Source organism: Marivirga atlantica (genome assembly GCF_016734805.1).
Taxonomy (GTDB): domain Bacteria; phylum Bacteroidota; class Bacteroidia; order Cytophagales; family Cyclobacteriaceae; genus Marivirga; species Marivirga atlantica.
In genome coordinates this window covers 530,231-549,918 of sequence record NZ_JAERQG010000003.1, presented here as the reverse complement: position 1 = coordinate 549,918, position 19,688 = coordinate 530,231, and the positions used below count along the sequence as shown (strand labels likewise).

Below are 19,688 nucleotides of genomic sequence, written 5' to 3'. Positions count from 1 at the left end.
TTTTAGTTTAGTTATACCCGTAGTGTTCCTTTGAACACTACGGATTTTTTATTGATATTGTAAATTCTGAAAACGAATGACTTTAGGCTTCCATACTCATTAATTCCTGCATAATTTCAGCAAAAGTTTCATAAGATTTCAACCGCGCCTCATGATTGTAAATATGAGAAACTACCATGAGCTCATCTACCTGTGTAGCATTAATAAACTCTTTGGTCTTCCTTTTAACATCTGCTTTATCACCAATAAAGGCATATTTTAGCATACGCTGAAAAGCTGGGCTCATAGCTAATTCCTTTAAATCAGGCGTCATAGCTGTAGGAGGCTGCATATAATCTATGTTGTTGGTCATCACACCTAACATCATTTTAATTAAAGAGGTTGAGAGTTGTTCTGCTTCCTCATTTGTGTCAGCAGCTATTACATTAACACAGGCAATGGTATAGGGCTCCTCCAATTGTTCCGATGGTTCAAATTCATTATGATAAATCGATAAAGCTTCCATCAATTGACCTGGGGCAAAGTGACTAGCAAAAGCATAAGGCAATCCATTCTTGGCCGCAAGGTGAGCACTATCAGTGCTGGAGCCTAAAATATATAATGGTACATTTACCCCTTCAGCCACTGTTGCCCTCACGGTAGAGGTTTCATTGTCAGCTGAAAAGTATTGTTGAATTTGGTTCACTTCATCAGGAAAGCGATATACAGATTGCATTCTATCTGATCTGATGGCATGAGCAGTGGTCTGGTCCGTGCCTGGTGCTCTGCCAAGGCCTAGATCTATTCTATCCGGGTATAGTCTCCCTAAGGTACCAAACTGTTCAGCAATAATTAAAGGAGAATGGTTAGGGAGCATTATACCTCCGGAACCGACACGTATTTTTTTTGTGCCACTAGCTATATGACCAATCAATACCGAAGTAGCAGAGCTGGCAATACTTTTCATGTTATGGTGTTCTGCCAACCAAAAGCGATGATAGCCTGCTGTTTCAGCCTTTTGCGCTAAGTCTAAAGCTTTTTCAAAAGAATCTCCAGGAGTTTCTCCTTGAGAAACGGTGGCTAATTCCAATATGGAGTAAGGTATATTTGATTTCATCTAATTAATGGGGATTGTATACGAATTATAAATTCTTTTATAATCCACTACACGTTTCTGATGTCTTAAAGTTGAGAAGAATCACTAATCTATGACAGCAATAATACATTGAATGCGGCTTCTATATTTCATAATTATGTACTATTGAATAATTGCTAAAACAAGTTCTACGTATTGTTAAGGCTTGAATCATAAGAGCTCAAGGTTTACTAATTAAACATCCGATCGATATATTTATTTATAAAGCAAATACCAAAGTTTAAAAATATGCCAAAATACGCTATCAGCGATATACACGGATGCGGACTTACTTTTGAGGAGCTTTTGAATTCAATAGGATTGAATAAATCAGATGAATTATTCATACTTGGTGACTACATCAACAGGATGCCCAGAAGCAAGGAGGTGATTGATAAAATCATGTATCTTCAGCAAAATGACTATCAGATTCACACCATTCAGGGAAATCATGAAGATATGCTTTTGGATTATCTTGACAGCGGTAATCCACCTTCTATATTTACTGAAACTTTAGATAGCTTTGGTGTTAAGAAGTTAAATCAGTTGGACAATCATTATATTGATTGGTTTAAGAACCTAAAGCTTTATAAGGATGATCGGGAGCATATTTTTGTACATGCCGGACTCGACTTTTCCAAAGCAAATCCTTTAGAGGATAGCCATAACCTGATGTGGATAAGAGGCTGGTATGAAACTATCAATTACAAATGGCTGGGAGATAGGAAGATTATTCACGGTCATGAACCTATTACCAAAAAAAGAATTATTGAAATGAGAGATCAGTTTGACAAGAACCAGGTGATGGATATTGACAATGGCTGTTTTAAAATGGAGCAGGAAGGAATGGGTAATTTATGCTGTCTAAATCTTGATTCCCTTGAACTTCATTTTCAAAAGAATATCGATCAAATTAACTTGAATTAATATATGATCATTGTACTGTTAGAATTACATTCTTACTTACAGCTCTTCCATCATCGCTAAAACCATCAATTTTTAATAAAAACTTTCCTTTTACATCAGAAGTCTTAAAAGTTATTTTAGCAGAATTATCATTACTGTGTCTAAGTTCTGGTTGCCAATAAAGTTGTTCGCGTAAATCAGGTTGATTATTATCACTATTTGGAATATACCAGTTATCATCTACCTCCAATAAATTTGATAATCCTTTAATTACAAGTTTAGCATAGTCTTCAGTGTTGTAATCTGCTAAGATTTCATTTTTTGATTTCAAAAGCATAACTCCAGAAAATACACCCTTTCCCAAATAAATTGGAGAGTTTTCTATGTGTATGCTTTGTACTAGATATGGATTTATTTCTAGAATTTTTTCTGGGTCAACAGGAAGGCCATCTAGCAGAATCAACTGGTTAGTACTGTCAATGGGTACATTTAACTCTCCAATGAATACTTTATTGTTTTTAACTGAAATTAGGTTTATATATTCAATTATGTGTTGCTCAAGATTATCGAAGCGTTTATAATTATCAAAATCATAGGAAAGTCTGTAATTGTCTATTTGAGGTTGCCAACTGGTGTTCAACTTATTAATTGAGTTGGTGATATTATAAGCATTAAGTATTTGATTCCTTATGCTCCTTTCTTTGACGTCTAAAATTTGAGACGAATCTAAATTAACTTCTGGAAATATGGTTTTTATCGAATCGATACTAATATACTTAGATTCATATTCAAAGCTAATATTTGGGGCTATATTAATACTACTTATATATGCCGTCCGATCATAACTGTCCGGCTTAAAATGAAAAAGAAAATTACCTTTGTCATCTGTGTTAATTATATTATTTTGAAATGAATTTTTACCCGGGAAGGATAAAATAAGAGGTTTATTCGAATATTCTTTTCCATTTTTATAATAAGCTCTTCCTTGAATAAGCTCATTTCTTGATTCAGGTAAATAATTTACTTCTTTAACATTATTATCCAGAGTTTTAAAGGCATTTAACTTTGCCAGTAAAGTTGTGTTTTTTAGAAATATTGTTTCAAACTTTAAAGTGTCGAGCATAAACCATAATTTGCTATCGGTTGCTGTTAAAGAATGCCATTGAAAATTGTCATAGACCTTTCTTACCGATATACTATAATTTCCTTTTGGTATTGGTAGATAAATTGTAACGCTATCATTACTTAAGTAATTTTCTTTCACCAAAATAGGACTTGAATATTCATCATCTGAGATATATAGTTGACGTTTGTCAACTAGTACTTCGTCCATCCTTAAAATTAATTTAATAAGCCCGGGCTTAAAGTCAGATTTTTTGAATGTAACAGGTTGATTACTTCTAAGACTTTCTTGTCTTAGTAATTCATCATTGATGATATTAAGATTAAAAAATAAATTATTAGAATCGGACGATTTGACCGTTACCTTAATCTCGATATCATCTTCTTCGATGACTAATTTTGTACCTTCTTCTATTGTATATTTTAAAGGGAATATAGAGATATTACCGTTTCTGTCTGTTATTATAGCCTTTTGATCTTTTTCTGGAATAAATTGCTGACAAGCAAAACCAAAATCATTGAAGTTAAAATTTATTATTTCTTCAGAGTTATCTCCAATTATTTTTGCTTCATATGTTTCCGCAGGATATTCGGTGTTACTTATTTTAAAGCATATATTATTTGGGATATTAGCCACGACTTCTTTAGACTCTGGTAAAAGTTTAAAGCTTAAGTTTTTTTCGGAGATTTTTAATTTATAATCCTCAAAGGGATTTATAACTTCTATTGGCAACTCGAAAAAGTCATTAAAATTTCTCATCCATCTAGTAGAGGCTATTAATTTGTAGTGCCCTGTTTGAATTAATGAGTTGATAAAGAAGGAGCCTGATGCTCTTCCATTTTTTAATAGAAGCTTTTGTTTAAATACGCTTCCGTTATTACCGATTAATTCGATATATATTATGTTACTTTGACTACTTAACAGTTGTGTTTTATGACTAATAACAAATATTGAAAAGCTTAGCGTTTCACCAGAGATAAAAGTGTTGTCATTGGTCTGTATATAAACACGTTCCCTAATATCACTATTCTGTGCAAAAGTTAATTGTACAAATAGGAAAAAGAATATTATTAAAGTTGCTTTTTTATCCATTAATCTATCCAATAATCAGGTTTGTCAGGGTTTGCGAAGTGATCACATCTTACGCAGTTTTTAGTGCCTATATAAAGTGTTGCTCCAAAGCCTTCAGTCCTTTTATAAACATCATAGAAACCAGTTGTTATATAATAAAGCAAACTATCTCCTGGAGGAAATATTTCTTGCCCAAAGGGACAGTCGAAGAGGTTGTCTGGTCTTTCAAAAGGTGCATTAAAATCTTCTGGATTAAAGAAGTTTCTTTTTGATGTAACACTTGAAACTTCGAAATTTCCTAAAACAGCTTCTCCGTCATCAGTAACTGAATTTATGTTTCCAGTAATTGCTCCTTGTTGCTCATCAAAAAGAGAGCCTCCTGATTCATTTGCTGCTTTTAATTTTCTATAATATTCATAGGTGCTACTGTTAATGTTGTATTGTTTGGCTAGCAAGGAATATCTATGTCTTAGTCTATAAGGAGCATCAGATTCAGATTCGTTTCCAATAAAATGTAAAGGGAAAGCTCTTATGTTATTTAATTCATTTGAATTTGAATTTGCAATTAATAAACCTTCTGAATATCTATTTTGGTAACAGCGACTAATTATTTCTTCTCTTTCAACGAATGTACAATCTGCTAAGTTAAAAGATAGCTCAGAAGGATAGGGTACAACAATAAGGTAAGTTTCCTCCCATTCATATCTAAAGTAACCAGGGCCATTATTCAATTCTGTATCAATAAAAAACTGTATTCCTCCTTCATTTCTGTTTAATTCGGCTGAAGGCACATTCTCAAACCTAGCATATAAACTTGTAATAGGAGCGCTTTCTGGTAATTTTTCAAGAGACGATTCATAAACACGATCTTCTTTTGTATTAATATTTAATTTATATTCAATACCGATCTGCCCTCTCACTTTATTGATAGTTTGGTAAATACCTGGTTCAATTTCTTCAAAAGAAATAGTCTCATTGTTACTTGAAGTTATGTTAACTTTAGCCCCAGTAGCAAAAATTTCTTCCTGATCATTGATAGGGGAAGTGTATGTAAGTTTAACTTGATGATGTTTGTCTTCATTCGTTAATATCGCTTCAACAACTAAGTTCTGGTCATAGTCATTTACTTTATAGTCAAAAGGTTCAATACAAGAAATTGAACAGACAAACAGGTATATTATTATAATCTTTCTCATCCTTAGAATCTTAAATTAAATGTAACAATAGGAATAGGGTTGCCAAACACTATTAACTGATAGCCGTAAACCTCACCATCTCTCACATCAAAAAATACTGAAAAAGGATTATCTCTACCTAATAGATTATATACTGAAAAGGACCAATAGGAATGATAAGATTTATTAACTCTATGTCCTTCCTCTAAATTAATACCAATATCAACTCTAAAGTAATCAGGTATTCTAAAGGAGTTTCTGTCACTATAATGTACTACCTCTGATCCTTTAAAATTATATGTTCCTACGGGGTAGGTGACTGGTCTTCCAGAGGTGAAATTACTATTTAAAGAAAAGCTTACTCTTTTTGTTAATTTGTAATTAGCTACAACATTAAGAGTATGTGGCTTATCATAATTAGTTGGGAAATAATCTCCCTGGTTTATGATTTCATCAGGAAAATCGCCATTTAACCGTAACAAGGAGCGCGCAAAAGTGTAATTGATCCACCCATTTAATTTACCTTTTTTCTTGAGTGAGAGTTCCATTCCATATGACCGGCCTTCTCCTTGTAAGACATCTGCTTCTATCTGATTGTTTAAAAGAAAATCAGCGCCAACCTTAAAATCAACTAAATTATTTAATTGTTTGTAGTAGAATTCTACGCTTGTTTCGAGACTATTATCTAGAAAATTCTGAAAGTATCCTAATGATAACTGATCAGAAGTTTGCGGATCAATATGATAATTTGAAATAACCCAGATGTCCGTAGGTGAAACGGATGCAGCGTTTGAAAGGCTATGAAGATATTGTCTAACTTTATTATATGATGCCTTGATGGATGATTTCTTATTGAGGCTATATCGTGCTGCAAAACGATAATCCAAGCCATTAAAATTTTTAATAATTTCATTTTCTGAAAAGTCAAGCGTATCAATAACTGAAGCCCTTACTCTTGGAGCATTTTCTTCATAGACAAATACATCCTTAGCTCCGAGACTCACAAAATTATTGAACCTTAGTCCTATATCTAAATTAATCTTTTTATTTAAATCGTATTTATCTGATAAAAATATACCTGTTTCAATTCCTTTTTCTCGTTGAATATTTTTTGTTGTTATTTCAGAAACTGAATTAGTTGGTTGTAAACTTCCTGGGTTTACTTTATAGAACTTTGATTCAATACCTGCCTTAAGAGTATGCTTTTCATTAATGAAAAAATCTAAAAGGTATTTTCCTGTAAGTTCCGAAATATCAAAATCTTGCTTGAATGAATTCTCCGGCACCGAATTACTCAAAAGTTTATATCCATAATTAGACGATGAGAAACTAATCTTTGATTCGAAATTCTTATTGTGTATATGCCTCCATTCTAATGAACTGAGCATATTCGAATAACTGAAATCAGAAAAAGAAAAGATTGTGTCTGAATTAAGTCTAAATTTATCATTACTAATATATGCTGAAAGTTTAATGGAATTTTTTTCATTTAGGTCATAATCAAATCGTCCTGTTAGATCTGAGAAAGAAGCTTCATTTTCTTTAAAAGATGCATTGTTGATTCTCTGGAGTATCCAGTTTGAGTAAGTGATTCGACCTCCTAACATAATACCTGCTTTTTCTTTAATAATAGGTATTTCTGCAGTTGCTTTAGCTGTGATAGGAGAAAAGGCTGCTATAAAGCTAGCTTTCTCCTTACTCGCTTTCTTGGTTTCAATATCGAAGACGGAAGATAATCTGCCTCCGTATTGTGCTGGCATACTACTCTTATAAACTTTCATACCATCTAACGCATCTGAATTGAAAGCCGAGAAAAAGCCAAAAAAGTGGTTGCTATTGTAAATTGTAGCACCATCTAGAAGCATTAAATTCTGATCAGATTTCCCTCCTCTTACGTGAATACCTGCTGCTCCTTCACCAACAGTTTGAATACCAGCTGTGCTTGTTGCTACTTTAATGATATCTTTTTCACCTAATACAACCGGCATATTTTTAGTGTCCTGAACATCAATTTTCTCGATACCCATTATTGTGTTTTCAATATTATCTCTTTGATCTGCCTTTACGGTTACTTCTTTTAATGTAATAATATCATCATCTAACTCTACATCTAGTTGCCCGTCAGAAAGCATAAGTATAAATTTTTGCTTTGTTAGCTTTCCCAAATATTGATAGGTCAAAAGGTTCTTGCCGTTTGAAATATTTAATGCATAAAAACCATTTTCATCCGTCTTTGAGAAAGTCTTCTTGTCTTCAGTATAAATTAATACTTCTGGTATAGGATTTTTAGATACTCTTTCCTTAATGTAACCAACAAGAGTGGATTTTCCACCTTCTTTATATTTTGCTCTATTTCCTACTTCTATTAAGTTAAGGTCTCTATTTTCAGATTGAATCTTTTCCAAATCTTTCTGAAAAACCATTCCTTTGGCACCATTTACATTAGATTGAGGTTCATAAATGCTCTGTAGAATTTTCGGTTGTTCTATGATTATTACATCCTTGGTTAAAATAAAATCATCATTATATCGAAATTTGTAGATGTTATATTTATTTAGAACAGAATCGAGAGCTTCTTCGATTGAAAGGTTAGTAAAATCAACTTTTGTTTTAACCGTATCGGTCCAACTATTCTTATAGTAAATCCTTACATCATATTCACTTGTAACTTTTTCCAAGAACTCAGTAAGTGTTAAACTAGATTCTTTAAAACTGACATATTTCTTTTGCTGGCAGAACGCGTTGGTAAGGATTAAATATGTTGCTATAAGAAGTAAGGCTTTCTTCATTTGTTTATAATAAGTTGATCACAAAAAGAACCTAAATTATAAAGCTCTTCTAAACTTGCTTTATCAAATCTCTTAATGTTTCTGTTTTTTAAATAGGTTCTAATTTTATCCTTGTAGGGTTTCATTAGGTTGTATAATGATCTTCGATTATTTATTTGGTTATATTGATCACCTAATTTTATAAGGACTTTATCGTCCTCAATAAAAACAAAATCTCCTCTTTCGATTCTTTTGCGTTTTTCTTTTTTTATAATGATATCGATATGAAGACCCTCAAAAACAACAGCATAAAAACCTGGAGGTCGATTTTCTGTATCTTCACTATATCTTTTAAAATGATACGAACCTACTTTGAACCATTCGATTTGCTTTTGATTTAAAAGTACTATTTTATAATATTCATTATTAATTAATAATTCAGCTAATAATTGTTGTCCGTATAGATCATATAGCATTCTAACACCTTTAAATTTCTCTCCTCTATACATCAAAGTGCCTTCACGTCCGTCTTCAATCTTTAAGAAGGGAGTGGAATTCCATGAATAATTTTCAACCTTTGGTTCAGACGCAGTATAGATTTCGGTATTTGACAAGTCAATCCTCCGATCTAACCAAGCGGAAGAAGTATCTTTAAGACTAAAACTATCTATTGAATATTGGGCTTTTCCAAAATTTGAGATTAGCAAAATTGAAAATACAAGAATAATTTTATTCATTAGGTTAAAATAATAAGTGTAAGCTATATGATGTAATGACGAAATCCGAAATGGATACAATAATAATTCATAAATAAACAAAATCTGATAGTTAAGCCTAGCTTTATTATATTTAGTTGACCTAAAATATGATGAATGGAGTATAAAATCATTTGGAAGCATTTTGAGAAATCATCAGAAATTGGAAAGCATCTGGATGCAAAGAGCGATTTCAGTTTGCCATATTTTATTGATGGTGAGGAAATGGAGAAATTTGAGAAGCAAGAAGCTGTTAGCTTAAACCATATTCACTTAGTGAGAGGCTTACTTGTTGGCTATTTCGATAAACCACCTAAAGTAGATACCAGTTTTGCTCAAAGTAAAGCCACAGAAATAATTATGGAGCAGTTACCAAATTTTGGCGCAGCTTCATTAGAGAGTTTAATCCTTGATTTATCTACTTACTTAAGAGATACTTTTGGTCAGCTCACCAGTATGCAATCTTTAAGCACAGGGGTAGAGCTTGTTCCAACAAGCAATACACTAAAGTATGATTGCTGCATTGATCTAATTAATTGCATAGACGACAATCAGTTACCACATAAAGAGGCAGGCATTGAAAAGCTACAACAATTATTAAGTGAGATCAATCCTAAAATGCTGAACAGTGAATTGCTAGAAGACTATAAACAAATGCAGGAAATTTTAAAAGAATTTCAGGCTTCCTGAAATCAACCTCTTCTTCTTTCAAGTAGTATCATCATCATCAACCCAAGTATTACCTTATCGGTATTTTCTTTATCAAATTCAGCTGTTTTCACCAACTCGAATTTACGGCCAAAAAAGGAAGGTTTTTTGATGAGCTTGAGTACCAAATTTCCCTGATTATCAGTTACCAGATATGTAGGATTGAAAAGATAACCTGTGAAGAAATTTAAGATTGGAATTTCACCCAGAAAATTATCCATTACCCTTACCCAAACACTCTCTTCGTTGATGTCATACAGGTTTTGCTGATTTTCATCGATGATATGATAACGCGCCTTCCACATAGAACGCCAGCCTTTACGAACCAACTTACCTAATTCATGGCCTGCTGTATTGGTAAAACTGTAGGCAGCGTTGAAGTCTAGCCACCTATCGGCATTTATATTATAAATCAGTTGTTGTTTCGATTCTGATGAATAAACCTGCACATCCTCAATGAATTTAAACATCTTTTGCTTTACATAAGCAAAAGTTTGTCCTTTGGCATCGGCTACAGTAAAGTCATTGGAAAACGTGGTTATTTTGAATTCGAAATTGAGAGGGAATTGAATTTGCTCCATAGCTGGCGAATCTAAGTTTTTCTTCGCTACAATAATAGTGTAAACTTTATAACTATGGTAACTAAAATAAAAAAGGCCCCGAAGGAAGAAGATTTTGAAGAAGATTCTACTTTATGCGGGGCGCTTAATTTTTAACCTATTTCAAAGGTAGACGTTCATTTAGTCCTTTTTATCACCTCTTTTTGGGGAATTTTTGAAGGCTTTTTTCTGGTGACTTCTGCAATTTTTTACCGTTAATCATTGGCGTTTACCGTCTGAATAGCACAAGCCCTATTCGTTTTACTTATTATAATTCCATCTTTTCCCCCATATTGCGTGAGATAGAATTCCTAAATTATAGTGAATATTGTGCTTTAAATAGAATAAAACTTTTGCAAAATAATTATTCAAAGATTTTAAGTCTTGTTTTAACAGGGCTATGCCTAACCATATGTAACCAATTGCCAGCACAGGAATTCGATTTTAAACATATCGATTATTCTTATGGTATGTCCAATAGTCAGGTACCTGTAATTAAACAGGATGAAGCCGGCTTTATCTGGATTGGTACCCAAGGAGGAGGTGCCTATAAGTGGGATGGACAAGCGCTCCACCCTTTAGCTGATAAGTTAAAATATGACCTTATTATCGACCTCATTCCACTTGGTCCGAAAGAGCATTTGTTACTTAGCTACAACAGGCTAGTCCATTATAAAAACGGGAAAATTACAGAGCTTCCATACAACAAATATACTGAAGGAAGTGATGATATGGTTAGGCGAATATATGAGCTAGATGATGCCATTTTACTGCTTTCTAGTAAAGGACGGTTTAGCATCATTAGTAAATCAGATTTCTCAATAATTACAAGCAGTTTATATGCTTCAGATCAAAAATTTTCTCCGAAGGCCTCAGTAGAGGGAGATACCGTTACACTTTTTACTTCTTCTCAAACCCTAAAACTAAATTATGTCAACTCAGCAATAGATACCATTTCAATTTATAATTCAGAGCAGAAATTTAAACCTTATCAATTGAGTGAGTCAGGTAATAGTTATTTAGTGTTGAAATATGATTCGCTCATAAAATATGACAAACAACTAAACAAAAAGGGCTACCTCACTCATGATTTAAAAGTTAATATCTATCAGGCAGCTTTCTTTAAAGGGTACTATTGGTTAATGGGCGAGTCAGGACTTTTTCAATGTAAAGCAGAGGGCAATACATTGAATTTGGTTAAAAAACATTTGAGTTATCCAATAATGTCATTTTATATCTCAGGTGATTTTATGTGGCTAGGCACCATGAAAGGCCTTTTTCAAATCCAGGAAGAAGACATTCATTTACTTCAGGCTGATAACGATAATTATAATTCAGGCTATTTTGATTTTCATCAAGTTGGTGAGGAGGTTTGGGGAGCTTCTGTAAATGACGGAATTCATATTTTCGAAGGTGGAGAATTAAAGCAAAAGATAAAATCGAAATACCCAAGCTACAATAACTGCCGGAGTTTTGTAGAGCTAGGTGATGATAGTATTATGGCAGCCTCCAATGGCGGCTTAATGAAGATACATAAAATAAATAAAGGCTTTACTTACTATGAACTTTATGAAAAGCCAATTCTATCCATACAAACCTCTGATGGTAATATATACATTGGTTCATCAAGAGATGGCTTGTTTAAATGGGACGCTAACCATATGGTAAAGGTGCCTTTTACTGGTGAACTAAGTTCAAATTCAATTTATAGTGTTGTTGCTATTGGCGATAAATTATTTGTAGGAACAGAGGCAGGCTTCAATATAATTGAAAACGGATCAGTTTACCAACCGAAAGCATTAGCGTTACTAAATAGTACGCCTATAACCAGCATCGTGCATGTTAATGACTCAGTACTTGCTTTAGGTTATGCGCCCGGAGGAGTAATTTTATATAATGTATTAACCAATACAATTTTACACGAATACCATGATAGAAATGGACTGTCATCAAATTACACTTATGTATTAAAACTAATTGATGACCAGCTTTGGGTAGGGAGTTCATTAGGTATAGATGTTATTGACCTTAATGAAACAGATGAAATCAGTCAGTTAAGAAAATTTAATAAAATTGCGGGAGCTGAGACATTTTACAATTCTATGATTGCATTGGATGATGAAGTCTGGGTTAACACAATAGCTGGTACTGTGGTGGTTCCAAGAAATATAGTTGACAAGTATCATGACCAAAAGTATTATCCAATCCAAATAGAAGGCGTTGAACCGCTCACTTTTAATGATACAACCGTAATTAATTTAGATAAAGAGTCAATTGAAATTCCATATCAGCATAACAGTTTAAGAATTAACTTTAATGTAGCTGAATATAACAATAAGCATGCGGCTTTAAGGTATCAGTTAATAGGCTATGATAACCATACAAATGATGCTAATGAAAATAAATATGCTGTTTATAAGCAGTTACCATCTGGCAATTATACCTTCAAAGTATGGCATGAGAATGACGAGGCTTCGGCTGCCACTATTGACTTTGTTATTACAGTTCCCTTTTATCTAAATAAATTGTATCAGGCCATTTTTGTGGGTATTGCCTTAACCATTATATTCTTTGGTATTTGGTACACTGGTAAACTCAAGGTGAAAAAACAGGCTGAAGAGCAACGCATCAAAGAAGAAGCTCAGGATGCTTTGAGAAAGGACATGGCTATTGATTTCCATGATGAGCTGGGAAACCATTTAGCCAAAATCATCAACTTTTCAGGCGTTGCTCAGATGCAGGCCTTATCAGAAACGCAAGAAGCTGCCGTTAAGAAGATTGAGAAATCTGCTAATGAATTGTTCGTATCCACCAAAGACCTGATTTGGTCATTAAAGAAGGAGAATAATAACCTTGAAGAGTTGTTCTTTTATATCAAAGATTTTGCAGAGCGGTTATTTGATCATTCAGCTATTAACTTAAGATGTTACAAAGATGCAAACTTTAGTCATCTTACTTTTAACCCTAAGGCAAGCAGAGATTTAAGCCTGATTATGAAGGAAGCTTTCACCAACATTTATAAGCACGCTGAAGCTAAAAATATAACGGTAGAATTAAATGAATGTAAAGGAGCAAAAGCTTGTTTTAGTATTAAAGAAGATGGAGTTGGTTTTAATCAGGATGAGGTGCTTAAGAAAAATGGTTTGAAAAATATGGCCCAAAGAGCTTCTCGTTCTGGTTTTATATTAGATATTACAAGCAAGGTAGGTGAAGGAAGCACTATCCTAATTACCATTAAATAGCAAGATTATGTTTAAGAAGAAAGTAATCATAATTGAAGATCAGGAAGACCTTAGAGATAGCTTTGAGCTCATTATTAATGGCTCAAGCTCTTTTTTCGTTAGCAAAACCTATCCTGATGGAGAAAGTGCCATAAAAGAGATTACCAAAAGCAAGCCTGATATTGCTATGGTTGACCTTGAACTACCCGGTATCAACGGTATAGAAGCTATTAGCCAGATAAAAGAGAAAAGTCCAAAAACAGAATGTGTTATAGTTACCGTATACGAGGATTCCGAACTTGTATTTAAGGGATTGAAAGCTGGGGCTAGTGGCTATATTATCAAGAATGCGAATTACCTGGAAATTATCAGCGCTTTAGAAGAAATCACTAAAGGAGGGGCGCCTATGAGTTCTCAAATTGCCAGGATGGTAATTCAGAATTTTCATGTGAACCCTAATTCACCGCTCTCATCCAGAGAAACAGAAGTACTTAAGCTTATTGCTGAAGGTAAAAGCTATACGCAAATATCCGAAGAACTTTTTATCTCTAAAGAAACAGCTCGCTCTCATATCAAGAATATTTACGTGAAGCTCAATGTAAATTCAAAGTCGGAAGCTATTGATAGAGCACGTAAAGATCACCTGATTTAATTTCATTACTCACCCATTATGCGGTAAAATCAACCTAATTATTCACTCTATTTTGCGTGAATGATACGGCCTTGTGTTTAGCCAAATTTGATTTAAGGCTACGACTAAATCTTTTCAAAGAGGATTTATGTCGCATGCTGCTAATCAATTTTTAACACTAAACACTAATGTATGAAAAAGATTTACGCATTATTAGGCTGTTTGCTGCTCGCGCAAATGCTGTGGGCGCAAAGCAGGACTGTTTCCGGAAAAGTTACCGGAGCAGATGACGGAGAGCCCATTCCCGGGGTCAATGTCTTATTAAAAGGAACGGGAACCGGAGCTTCAACCGATATTGAAGGTAATTATAAGCTGACTGTTCCAGAAGAAGGAGGGGTGCTTGTTTTTTCCTTCATCGGGATGAAGAAAAAGGAAGAAGCTATAGGAAGCCGATCAGTAGTTGATGTTCAAATGGAGTTGAGTGTAGAGCAACTTCAGGAAGTATTAGTGACTGGTTTAGGTGTTGAGCGACAGGCAAAATCTCTTGGTTATGCTACTCAAAATTTAGATTCAGATGAGATTACCAAAGCAGCAAATACCAATTTACTCAGCAGTTTGCAAGGTAAAGTATCCGGTGTTCAAATCAATAATTCTACAGGAGCTGTAGGTGGTGCCACCAGGATAGTTGTTCGAGGACCAACTTCTTTAACAAATGGTAACCAACCTTTATTCGTGATTGATGGCGTGCCAATCGATAACACCCAACGTCAATCGACAGATTTAAGATCCGGAGCATCATTTTCAAATTCTGGTGCTGATATTAATCCTGATGATATTGCTTCTATGACAGTATTAAAGGGGCCTTCAGCTGCAGCACTTTATGGTTCCAGAGCGGCTAATGGAGTTATCTTAATCACGACTAAATCAGGAAAGGGAGCAAAGGGAAAAACTTCTATTACAGTTAATTCAAGCGTTACTTTTGATAATGTACTGCGCTACCCAGAATTTCAACGAACATATGCCACAGGAAGTGGTGGGGTGTATAACCCAACAGGTTTTTCAGGCTGGGGTCCAAAATTTGAAGGTCAAACTGTTTACAACCCTAATGATGAGTGGGAAGGACAACCAGATTCTGTAGCTTTAACTGCTAAGGATCAGTTCTTAAAGCAGTTTTTACAGACTGGTACTACTTTTAATAACAGTATATCTGTTAGTGGAGGAAAAGAAGATACGCATTATAGAATGTCTTTTTCTAATGCTACATCTGAAGGCATTGTGCCTAGCACAGATGTTACCAGAACTACAGCTACACTAAAGGCTGGTACTCAACTGGCTAATAATTTCAGATCGGAAATATCAGCTACTTATACCTTAACTCAATCAGGTAATATTCCACCAGCTGGTCAAACTCAGACTTCATTTATGTGGCAGGCCCTTTATACGGGTGTAGATTTAGATATAAGCCCCTGGAAGGATTATGAAGCGCCAGATGGTACACAGTTAGAGTATGGCTCTGGTTTTTGGAATAACCCATATTGGGTAGTAAATAAAAACAGGACTTCGCAAAGAAGAGATAGGGTAAATGGTAAAGTTTTATTAGGCTATAAATTTGCAGAAGGCATAGAACTAATAGCTAGGGTTGGTACAGATGTATATGTAGATGCCAGAAAGGGTAGAACTGCTATTAACACAGTAGCCAATGTTGATGGTGCTTTCTATGAAGATCAATTTGTTTACAATCAGCTAAATAGCGATCTATTCTTAAATGTTGATAAAGAAATAGGTTCCGACTTCTCAATTTCAGGTGTACTAGGTATAAATGATAATAGAAGAAGAGTTCAGAATGTTTTTTCTTCAGCACCTGCTATAGTAGTGCCTGATTTGTACAACTACTCTAACATTGATGGTCAGCCAACAGCTACCAATAATTTGAATGAGCGCAGGTTATTTGGAGTTTATGGTAACTTAAACTTGGGATTTAGAAACTGGGCTTACATTGACTTTACTGCACGTAACGATTGGTCATCAACTTTACCAGCAGATGCTAATACATTCTTCTATCCATCGGTATCGGGTTCAGTTATTTTAACCGAAGCCATTCCATCTTTAGAGAATGATTATATGACCTACCTTAAGTTAAGAGGTAACTGGGGGCAGGTAGGTAATGATGCTAACCCTTACGTACTCAGTTCAGTATATGGCCAGGGAGGAACTTTTGACGGATTATTTAATGGTATCAACTTCCCATTTAATGGTGTGACTGGTTTTTCAGCAGGTAACAGAATAGGAACTCCTGATCTTATTCCTGAAATCACTACTTCTTGGGAAATCGGAGCTGAGATAGGTTTTTGGAATGATCGTTTAACATTAGATGCGACTTACTTTGATTCACAATCTTCGAATCAAATATTCAATGTTAATATTGCGCCTTCGTCTGGTTATACTACTGTTACAAGAAATGCCGGTTTAATGACCAATAAGGGCATCGAACTACTCTTAACAGGTACACCAATCAGGACAAAGAGTGGATTCAGATGGGATATTCAAGCTAACTGGACAAAGGTTGATAATAAAGTGGAAGAACTATTTGGTGATCTGGAGCAGCTTAATGTTGGTAGGGCAGGTTTCACCAGTGTTTCATCAGTTGCATATTTAGGTCAGCCTTATCCGGTAATTTATGGAAGATCATGGAGAAGAAATGATGCCGGAGAGGTGATTGTTAGTCAAAGCACAGGCTTACCAGTATTAACTAATGAGCAAGGACCTGTAGCGAAGGTAATTCCTGATTGGAATGGTGGATTAAGAAACAACTTCTCTTATAAGGGTATAGATCTGTCTATTCTGTTTGAGATGAGAAAGGGTGGTAATTTATATTCATCATCTGTATCACATTATCGTGTTAATGGCTTTGCGAAAGAAACCGAATTAGGTCGTGAGTCAGGTATAGTGTTTAATGGTGTTGCCGAAAGTATTAGTACAGAAGGCGATACAACATATACTAAAAATAGCCTCGTAGTAGATAATGAGAGTTTCTGGAGTAGCTTCAGTCTTTTCGGAGATACGGAGCTAGGTTTAGTAGATGCATCATTTATTAAACTGAGAGAGGTTTCCCTAGGTTACGGTTTACCTAAGTCTATTCTGGATAAAACACCATTTGGCAGTGTATACGTTTCGGCTGTTGGTAGAAACCTATGGTTAAGCACACCTAATCCTTATATAGATCCGGAAGTAAGCATGTTTGGTGCTGCGGACAATCAGGGGTATGAGTATGCCACTATTCCAAGCACTAAAAGTTGGGGATTCAACTTAAAGTTCACATTCTAACATAAGCGAAGAAATCATGAAAAACATAAATATATATATAATCAGACTGTTTGTGCTTTTGCTGTTTTCAGCAACACTTTCAGCATGTTTGGAGGATATTACGGAGATTAATGAAAATCCGAATAATCCTGAGGCTGTACCATCAAACTTTCTTTTACCATCTGCTCAGGTACAGGGAACCTACTATCTAGGTGGTGAATTGAATAGAGCCGCTTCATTTTGGGTGCAGCATTGGGCAACTACTGGTGGCCAGTATCAGCGTATTGATAGATACGATGTAACGGATGCTACTTTTAATAATGCATGGGCTCAAATTTATGCTGGAGCTCTGAACGACTTGCAAATTATTATTGATCAGTCAGAAGAGCTGCCTAATTATAGAGCACAAGCAAGGATCATGAAAGCCTATTATTTCCAAATGATGGCTGACCTGTTTGGTGATATACCTTATACTGAAGCATTAAATGGAGTAGCAGGTAATATCACTCCTGCTTATGATGAGCAGAGAGATGTTTATAGTGACATAATTGCCGAGTTAGATCTGGCTATTGATGAGGTTGATGAGGAATCTGCCGTAATAGCAACAGAAGATTTAATTGCAGGAGGAGACATGGCTCTATGGATAAAATTCGCTAATTCTATCAAGCTGGTGGCTTATATGAGGCTTTCTGAGGTTGATGAAAATGCAGCACGAGATGGTGTGTCAGCTATTCTCAATAGTGGTGCTCCTATACTGGAAAGTGGAGATGATGTAGAATTAATCTTTGGTTCAAGGCTTGAAACCAATGCTAATCCACTTTTTCAGCAGGAGTTTAACAGAGCCACAGATTATGGTGCTTCGGATACCTTTGTAGCAATTCTGGAAGATTTGAATGATCCTAGAGTAGGTACATTACTCAGGAGAGATGTCAACGGTGATTATTCAGGAGTGCCTAATGGTAACCCGACTAATTTACCTCAGGATGGCAGTGGAAATACCATTGTATCACGTATCGGGACTGTATTTGTTCAGGAGACTTCACCAGTACCACTTTTAACCTATTATGATGTGAAATTCGTAGAGGCCGAGGCAGCTATCAGAGGTTGGGTGAATGGTGCAAATGCACAACAGCTCTATGAAGAAGCGGTAACCGCAGCATTTGATTACTATGGTGTGGCAGTAGGCAATTATTTAGATTCAGGTCAACCAGCGGCATATGACGCTAACAATGCATATGACCAGTTGATGACTCAAAGATATATCTCTCTTTTTGCCAGAGGTGTAGAAGCTTATAATGAATGGAGAAGATCAGGTATACCGGCTCTCACTCCAGCTCAGAATAACATATCCGGAGGCATCATTCCATTAAGATACCCTTATGTGAATGCTGAGTTGACGAATAACCCAGGCAATCCACCAGCGGTGAATATTTTTAATGATCCGGTAGAATGGGATGTAAACTAAAAACGACAATATCATGAAAAATATAATATATAGAATCAGTTTGTTTTTAATGGTGCTTTCTCTTACCGCATGTTTAGAGGAAGAACTATTGATAGATAATGTATCAGAAGGTGGAGATGTTGTAGTGTCAGGAACATCAAGCTACCTAAATGGTGAAACCAGTGAGGTAACTTTATCATTTGATTTACAGGAAACATCTAGCGCATCAATTGATGAAGTTCAGATAACTAAGCAATTGATGACTACTGAAGGTAATTCTGAAGTAGTTTCATTAAGTCCTATTACTGAATCCGGTGATTTGGTAATTTCTACCAATGACCTTTTTGCAGATGTTCCTGTAAATGGAAATGTGTTAACTGAGGCTGATTTATCACCAGGAGATAAGTGGGTGTTTGGTATTAGCATTATGATGGAGGATGGCCGAGAATTAACACCTCTTGGCAATCCTGAATGGAGCATCAACTTCTCTTGTCCATCTGATATTGGTGGTATTTATAATACTACTGCTTCAGGTTCATTCGGAGATGGTTCCGGTGGGGAAGCCGCTCCTTACGCAGGTTTATCGGCTCAAGTGGAATTAACGCCAACTGAGACAGATGGTGTTTACTCAATTGACGATATGTCTTTTGGTTTATATCCTCAAGGCTATGATGATACTCCACCTTCTGGAAGAGTTAGAGATATATGCAATAGTTTATCTGACCTCGGGGATGCTGATAGATATGGAGATCCTTTTACCATTAGTGGAACAGTAAATGCGGATGGCACTATCAATTTGGAGTGGAGCAATACCTACGGTGATGCCGGAACGGTAGTGCTTACTCCTGCAAATTAAGTAAGTTGGTTTTT

General features: G+C 35.1%; 13 protein-coding genes. 7 read left to right on the top strand and 6 right to left on the bottom strand.

All coding sequences use genetic code 11. The features are described 5' to 3' along the window. Positions 1 to 82 precede the first annotated feature (82 nt). Complete coding sequence (locus tag JKP34_RS14110) at positions 83 to 1,096, bottom strand: LLM class flavin-dependent oxidoreductase (RefSeq protein WP_201922785.1); 1,014 nt, start codon at positions 1,094 to 1,096, stop codon at positions 83 to 85. Between the two features lie 267 nt (positions 1,097 to 1,363). Here JKP34_RS14110 and JKP34_RS14105 point away from each other — a divergent pair, with 267 nt between their 5' ends. Then, positions 1,364 to 2,041: a metallophosphoesterase gene (locus JKP34_RS14105; protein WP_201922783.1), complete on the top strand. Its 678-nt coding sequence runs from the start codon at positions 1,364 to 1,366 to the stop codon at positions 2,039 to 2,041. Positions 2,042 to 2,048: 7 nt separating this feature from the next. On the opposite strand, the gene JKP34_RS14100 is transcribed toward JKP34_RS14105, so the two are convergent. The 4 genes from JKP34_RS14100 to JKP34_RS14085 are packed head-to-tail and all read right to left on the bottom strand — an operon-like array spanning position 2,049 to position 8,894. Beyond that, on the bottom strand, positions 2,049 to 4,235 hold the full coding sequence (locus JKP34_RS14100; protein ID WP_201922781.1) for a hypothetical protein: 2,187 nt from the start codon (positions 4,233 to 4,235) through the stop codon (positions 2,049 to 2,051). Then, positions 4,235 to 5,410: a DUF4249 domain-containing protein gene (locus JKP34_RS14095; RefSeq protein WP_201922778.1), complete on the bottom strand. Its 1,176-nt coding sequence runs from the start codon at positions 5,408 to 5,410 to the stop codon at positions 4,235 to 4,237. The genes JKP34_RS14100 and JKP34_RS14095 overlap by 1 nt, the downstream gene beginning before the upstream one ends. Before the next feature lie 2 nt (positions 5,411 to 5,412). Next, positions 5,413 to 8,178: a TonB-dependent receptor gene (locus tag JKP34_RS14090; RefSeq protein WP_201922775.1), complete on the bottom strand. Its 2,766-nt coding sequence runs from the start codon at positions 8,176 to 8,178 to the stop codon at positions 5,413 to 5,415. Continuing rightward, positions 8,175 to 8,894 carry a hypothetical protein gene (locus JKP34_RS14085; protein WP_201922772.1) on the bottom strand — a complete coding sequence of 240 codons (720 nt, stop codon included), beginning with the start codon at positions 8,892 to 8,894 and terminating at the stop codon, positions 8,175 to 8,177. Before JKP34_RS14085 ends, JKP34_RS14090 begins: the two co-directional genes overlap by 4 nt. Before the next feature lie 135 nt (positions 8,895 to 9,029). Between JKP34_RS14085 and JKP34_RS14080 the strand changes: the two genes are divergently transcribed. Then, positions 9,030 to 9,602: a hypothetical protein gene (locus JKP34_RS14080; protein WP_201922769.1), complete on the top strand. Its 573-nt coding sequence runs from the start codon at positions 9,030 to 9,032 to the stop codon at positions 9,600 to 9,602. A gap of 2 nt (positions 9,603 to 9,604) precedes the next feature. Here the strand turns inward: JKP34_RS14080 and JKP34_RS14075 are convergent, their stop codons facing one another. Further along, positions 9,605 to 10,201, bottom strand: coding sequence for an LURP-one-related/scramblase family protein (locus JKP34_RS14075; protein WP_201922766.1), 597 nt, complete (start codon positions 10,199 to 10,201; stop codon positions 9,605 to 9,607). 440 nt (positions 10,202 to 10,641) lie between these two features. Here JKP34_RS14075 and JKP34_RS14070 point away from each other — a divergent pair, with 440 nt between their 5' ends. The 5 genes from JKP34_RS14070 to JKP34_RS14050 all read left to right on the top strand — a co-directional run bounded on the left by JKP34_RS14070 (position 10,642) and on the right by JKP34_RS14050 (position 19,674). Next, a complete protein-coding gene (locus tag JKP34_RS14070; protein ID WP_201922763.1) occupies positions 10,642 to 13,461 on the top strand; it encodes a sensor histidine kinase in 2,820 nt (939 codons plus the stop codon). A 7-nt stretch (positions 13,462 to 13,468) separates the two neighbouring features. Beyond that, positions 13,469 to 14,092, top strand: a complete 624-nt coding sequence (locus JKP34_RS14065) for a response regulator transcription factor (protein WP_201922760.1) — start codon at positions 13,469 to 13,471, stop codon at positions 14,090 to 14,092. A 171-nt stretch (positions 14,093 to 14,263) separates the two neighbouring features. Further along, on the top strand, positions 14,264 to 17,395 hold the full coding sequence (locus tag JKP34_RS14060) for a SusC/RagA family TonB-linked outer membrane protein (RefSeq protein WP_201922757.1): 3,132 nt from the start codon (positions 14,264 to 14,266) through the stop codon (positions 17,393 to 17,395). A gap of 16 nt (positions 17,396 to 17,411) precedes the next feature. Further along, entirely contained in the window at positions 17,412 to 18,839 is a 1,428-nt protein-coding gene (locus tag JKP34_RS14055) for a SusD/RagB family nutrient-binding outer membrane lipoprotein (protein ID WP_201922753.1), read from the top strand. 13 nt (positions 18,840 to 18,852) lie between these two features. Beyond that, positions 18,853 to 19,674 carry a hypothetical protein gene (locus JKP34_RS14050; protein WP_201922749.1) on the top strand — a complete coding sequence of 274 codons (822 nt, stop codon included), beginning with the start codon at positions 18,853 to 18,855 and terminating at the stop codon, positions 19,672 to 19,674. Positions 19,675 to 19,688 lie beyond the last annotated feature (14 nt).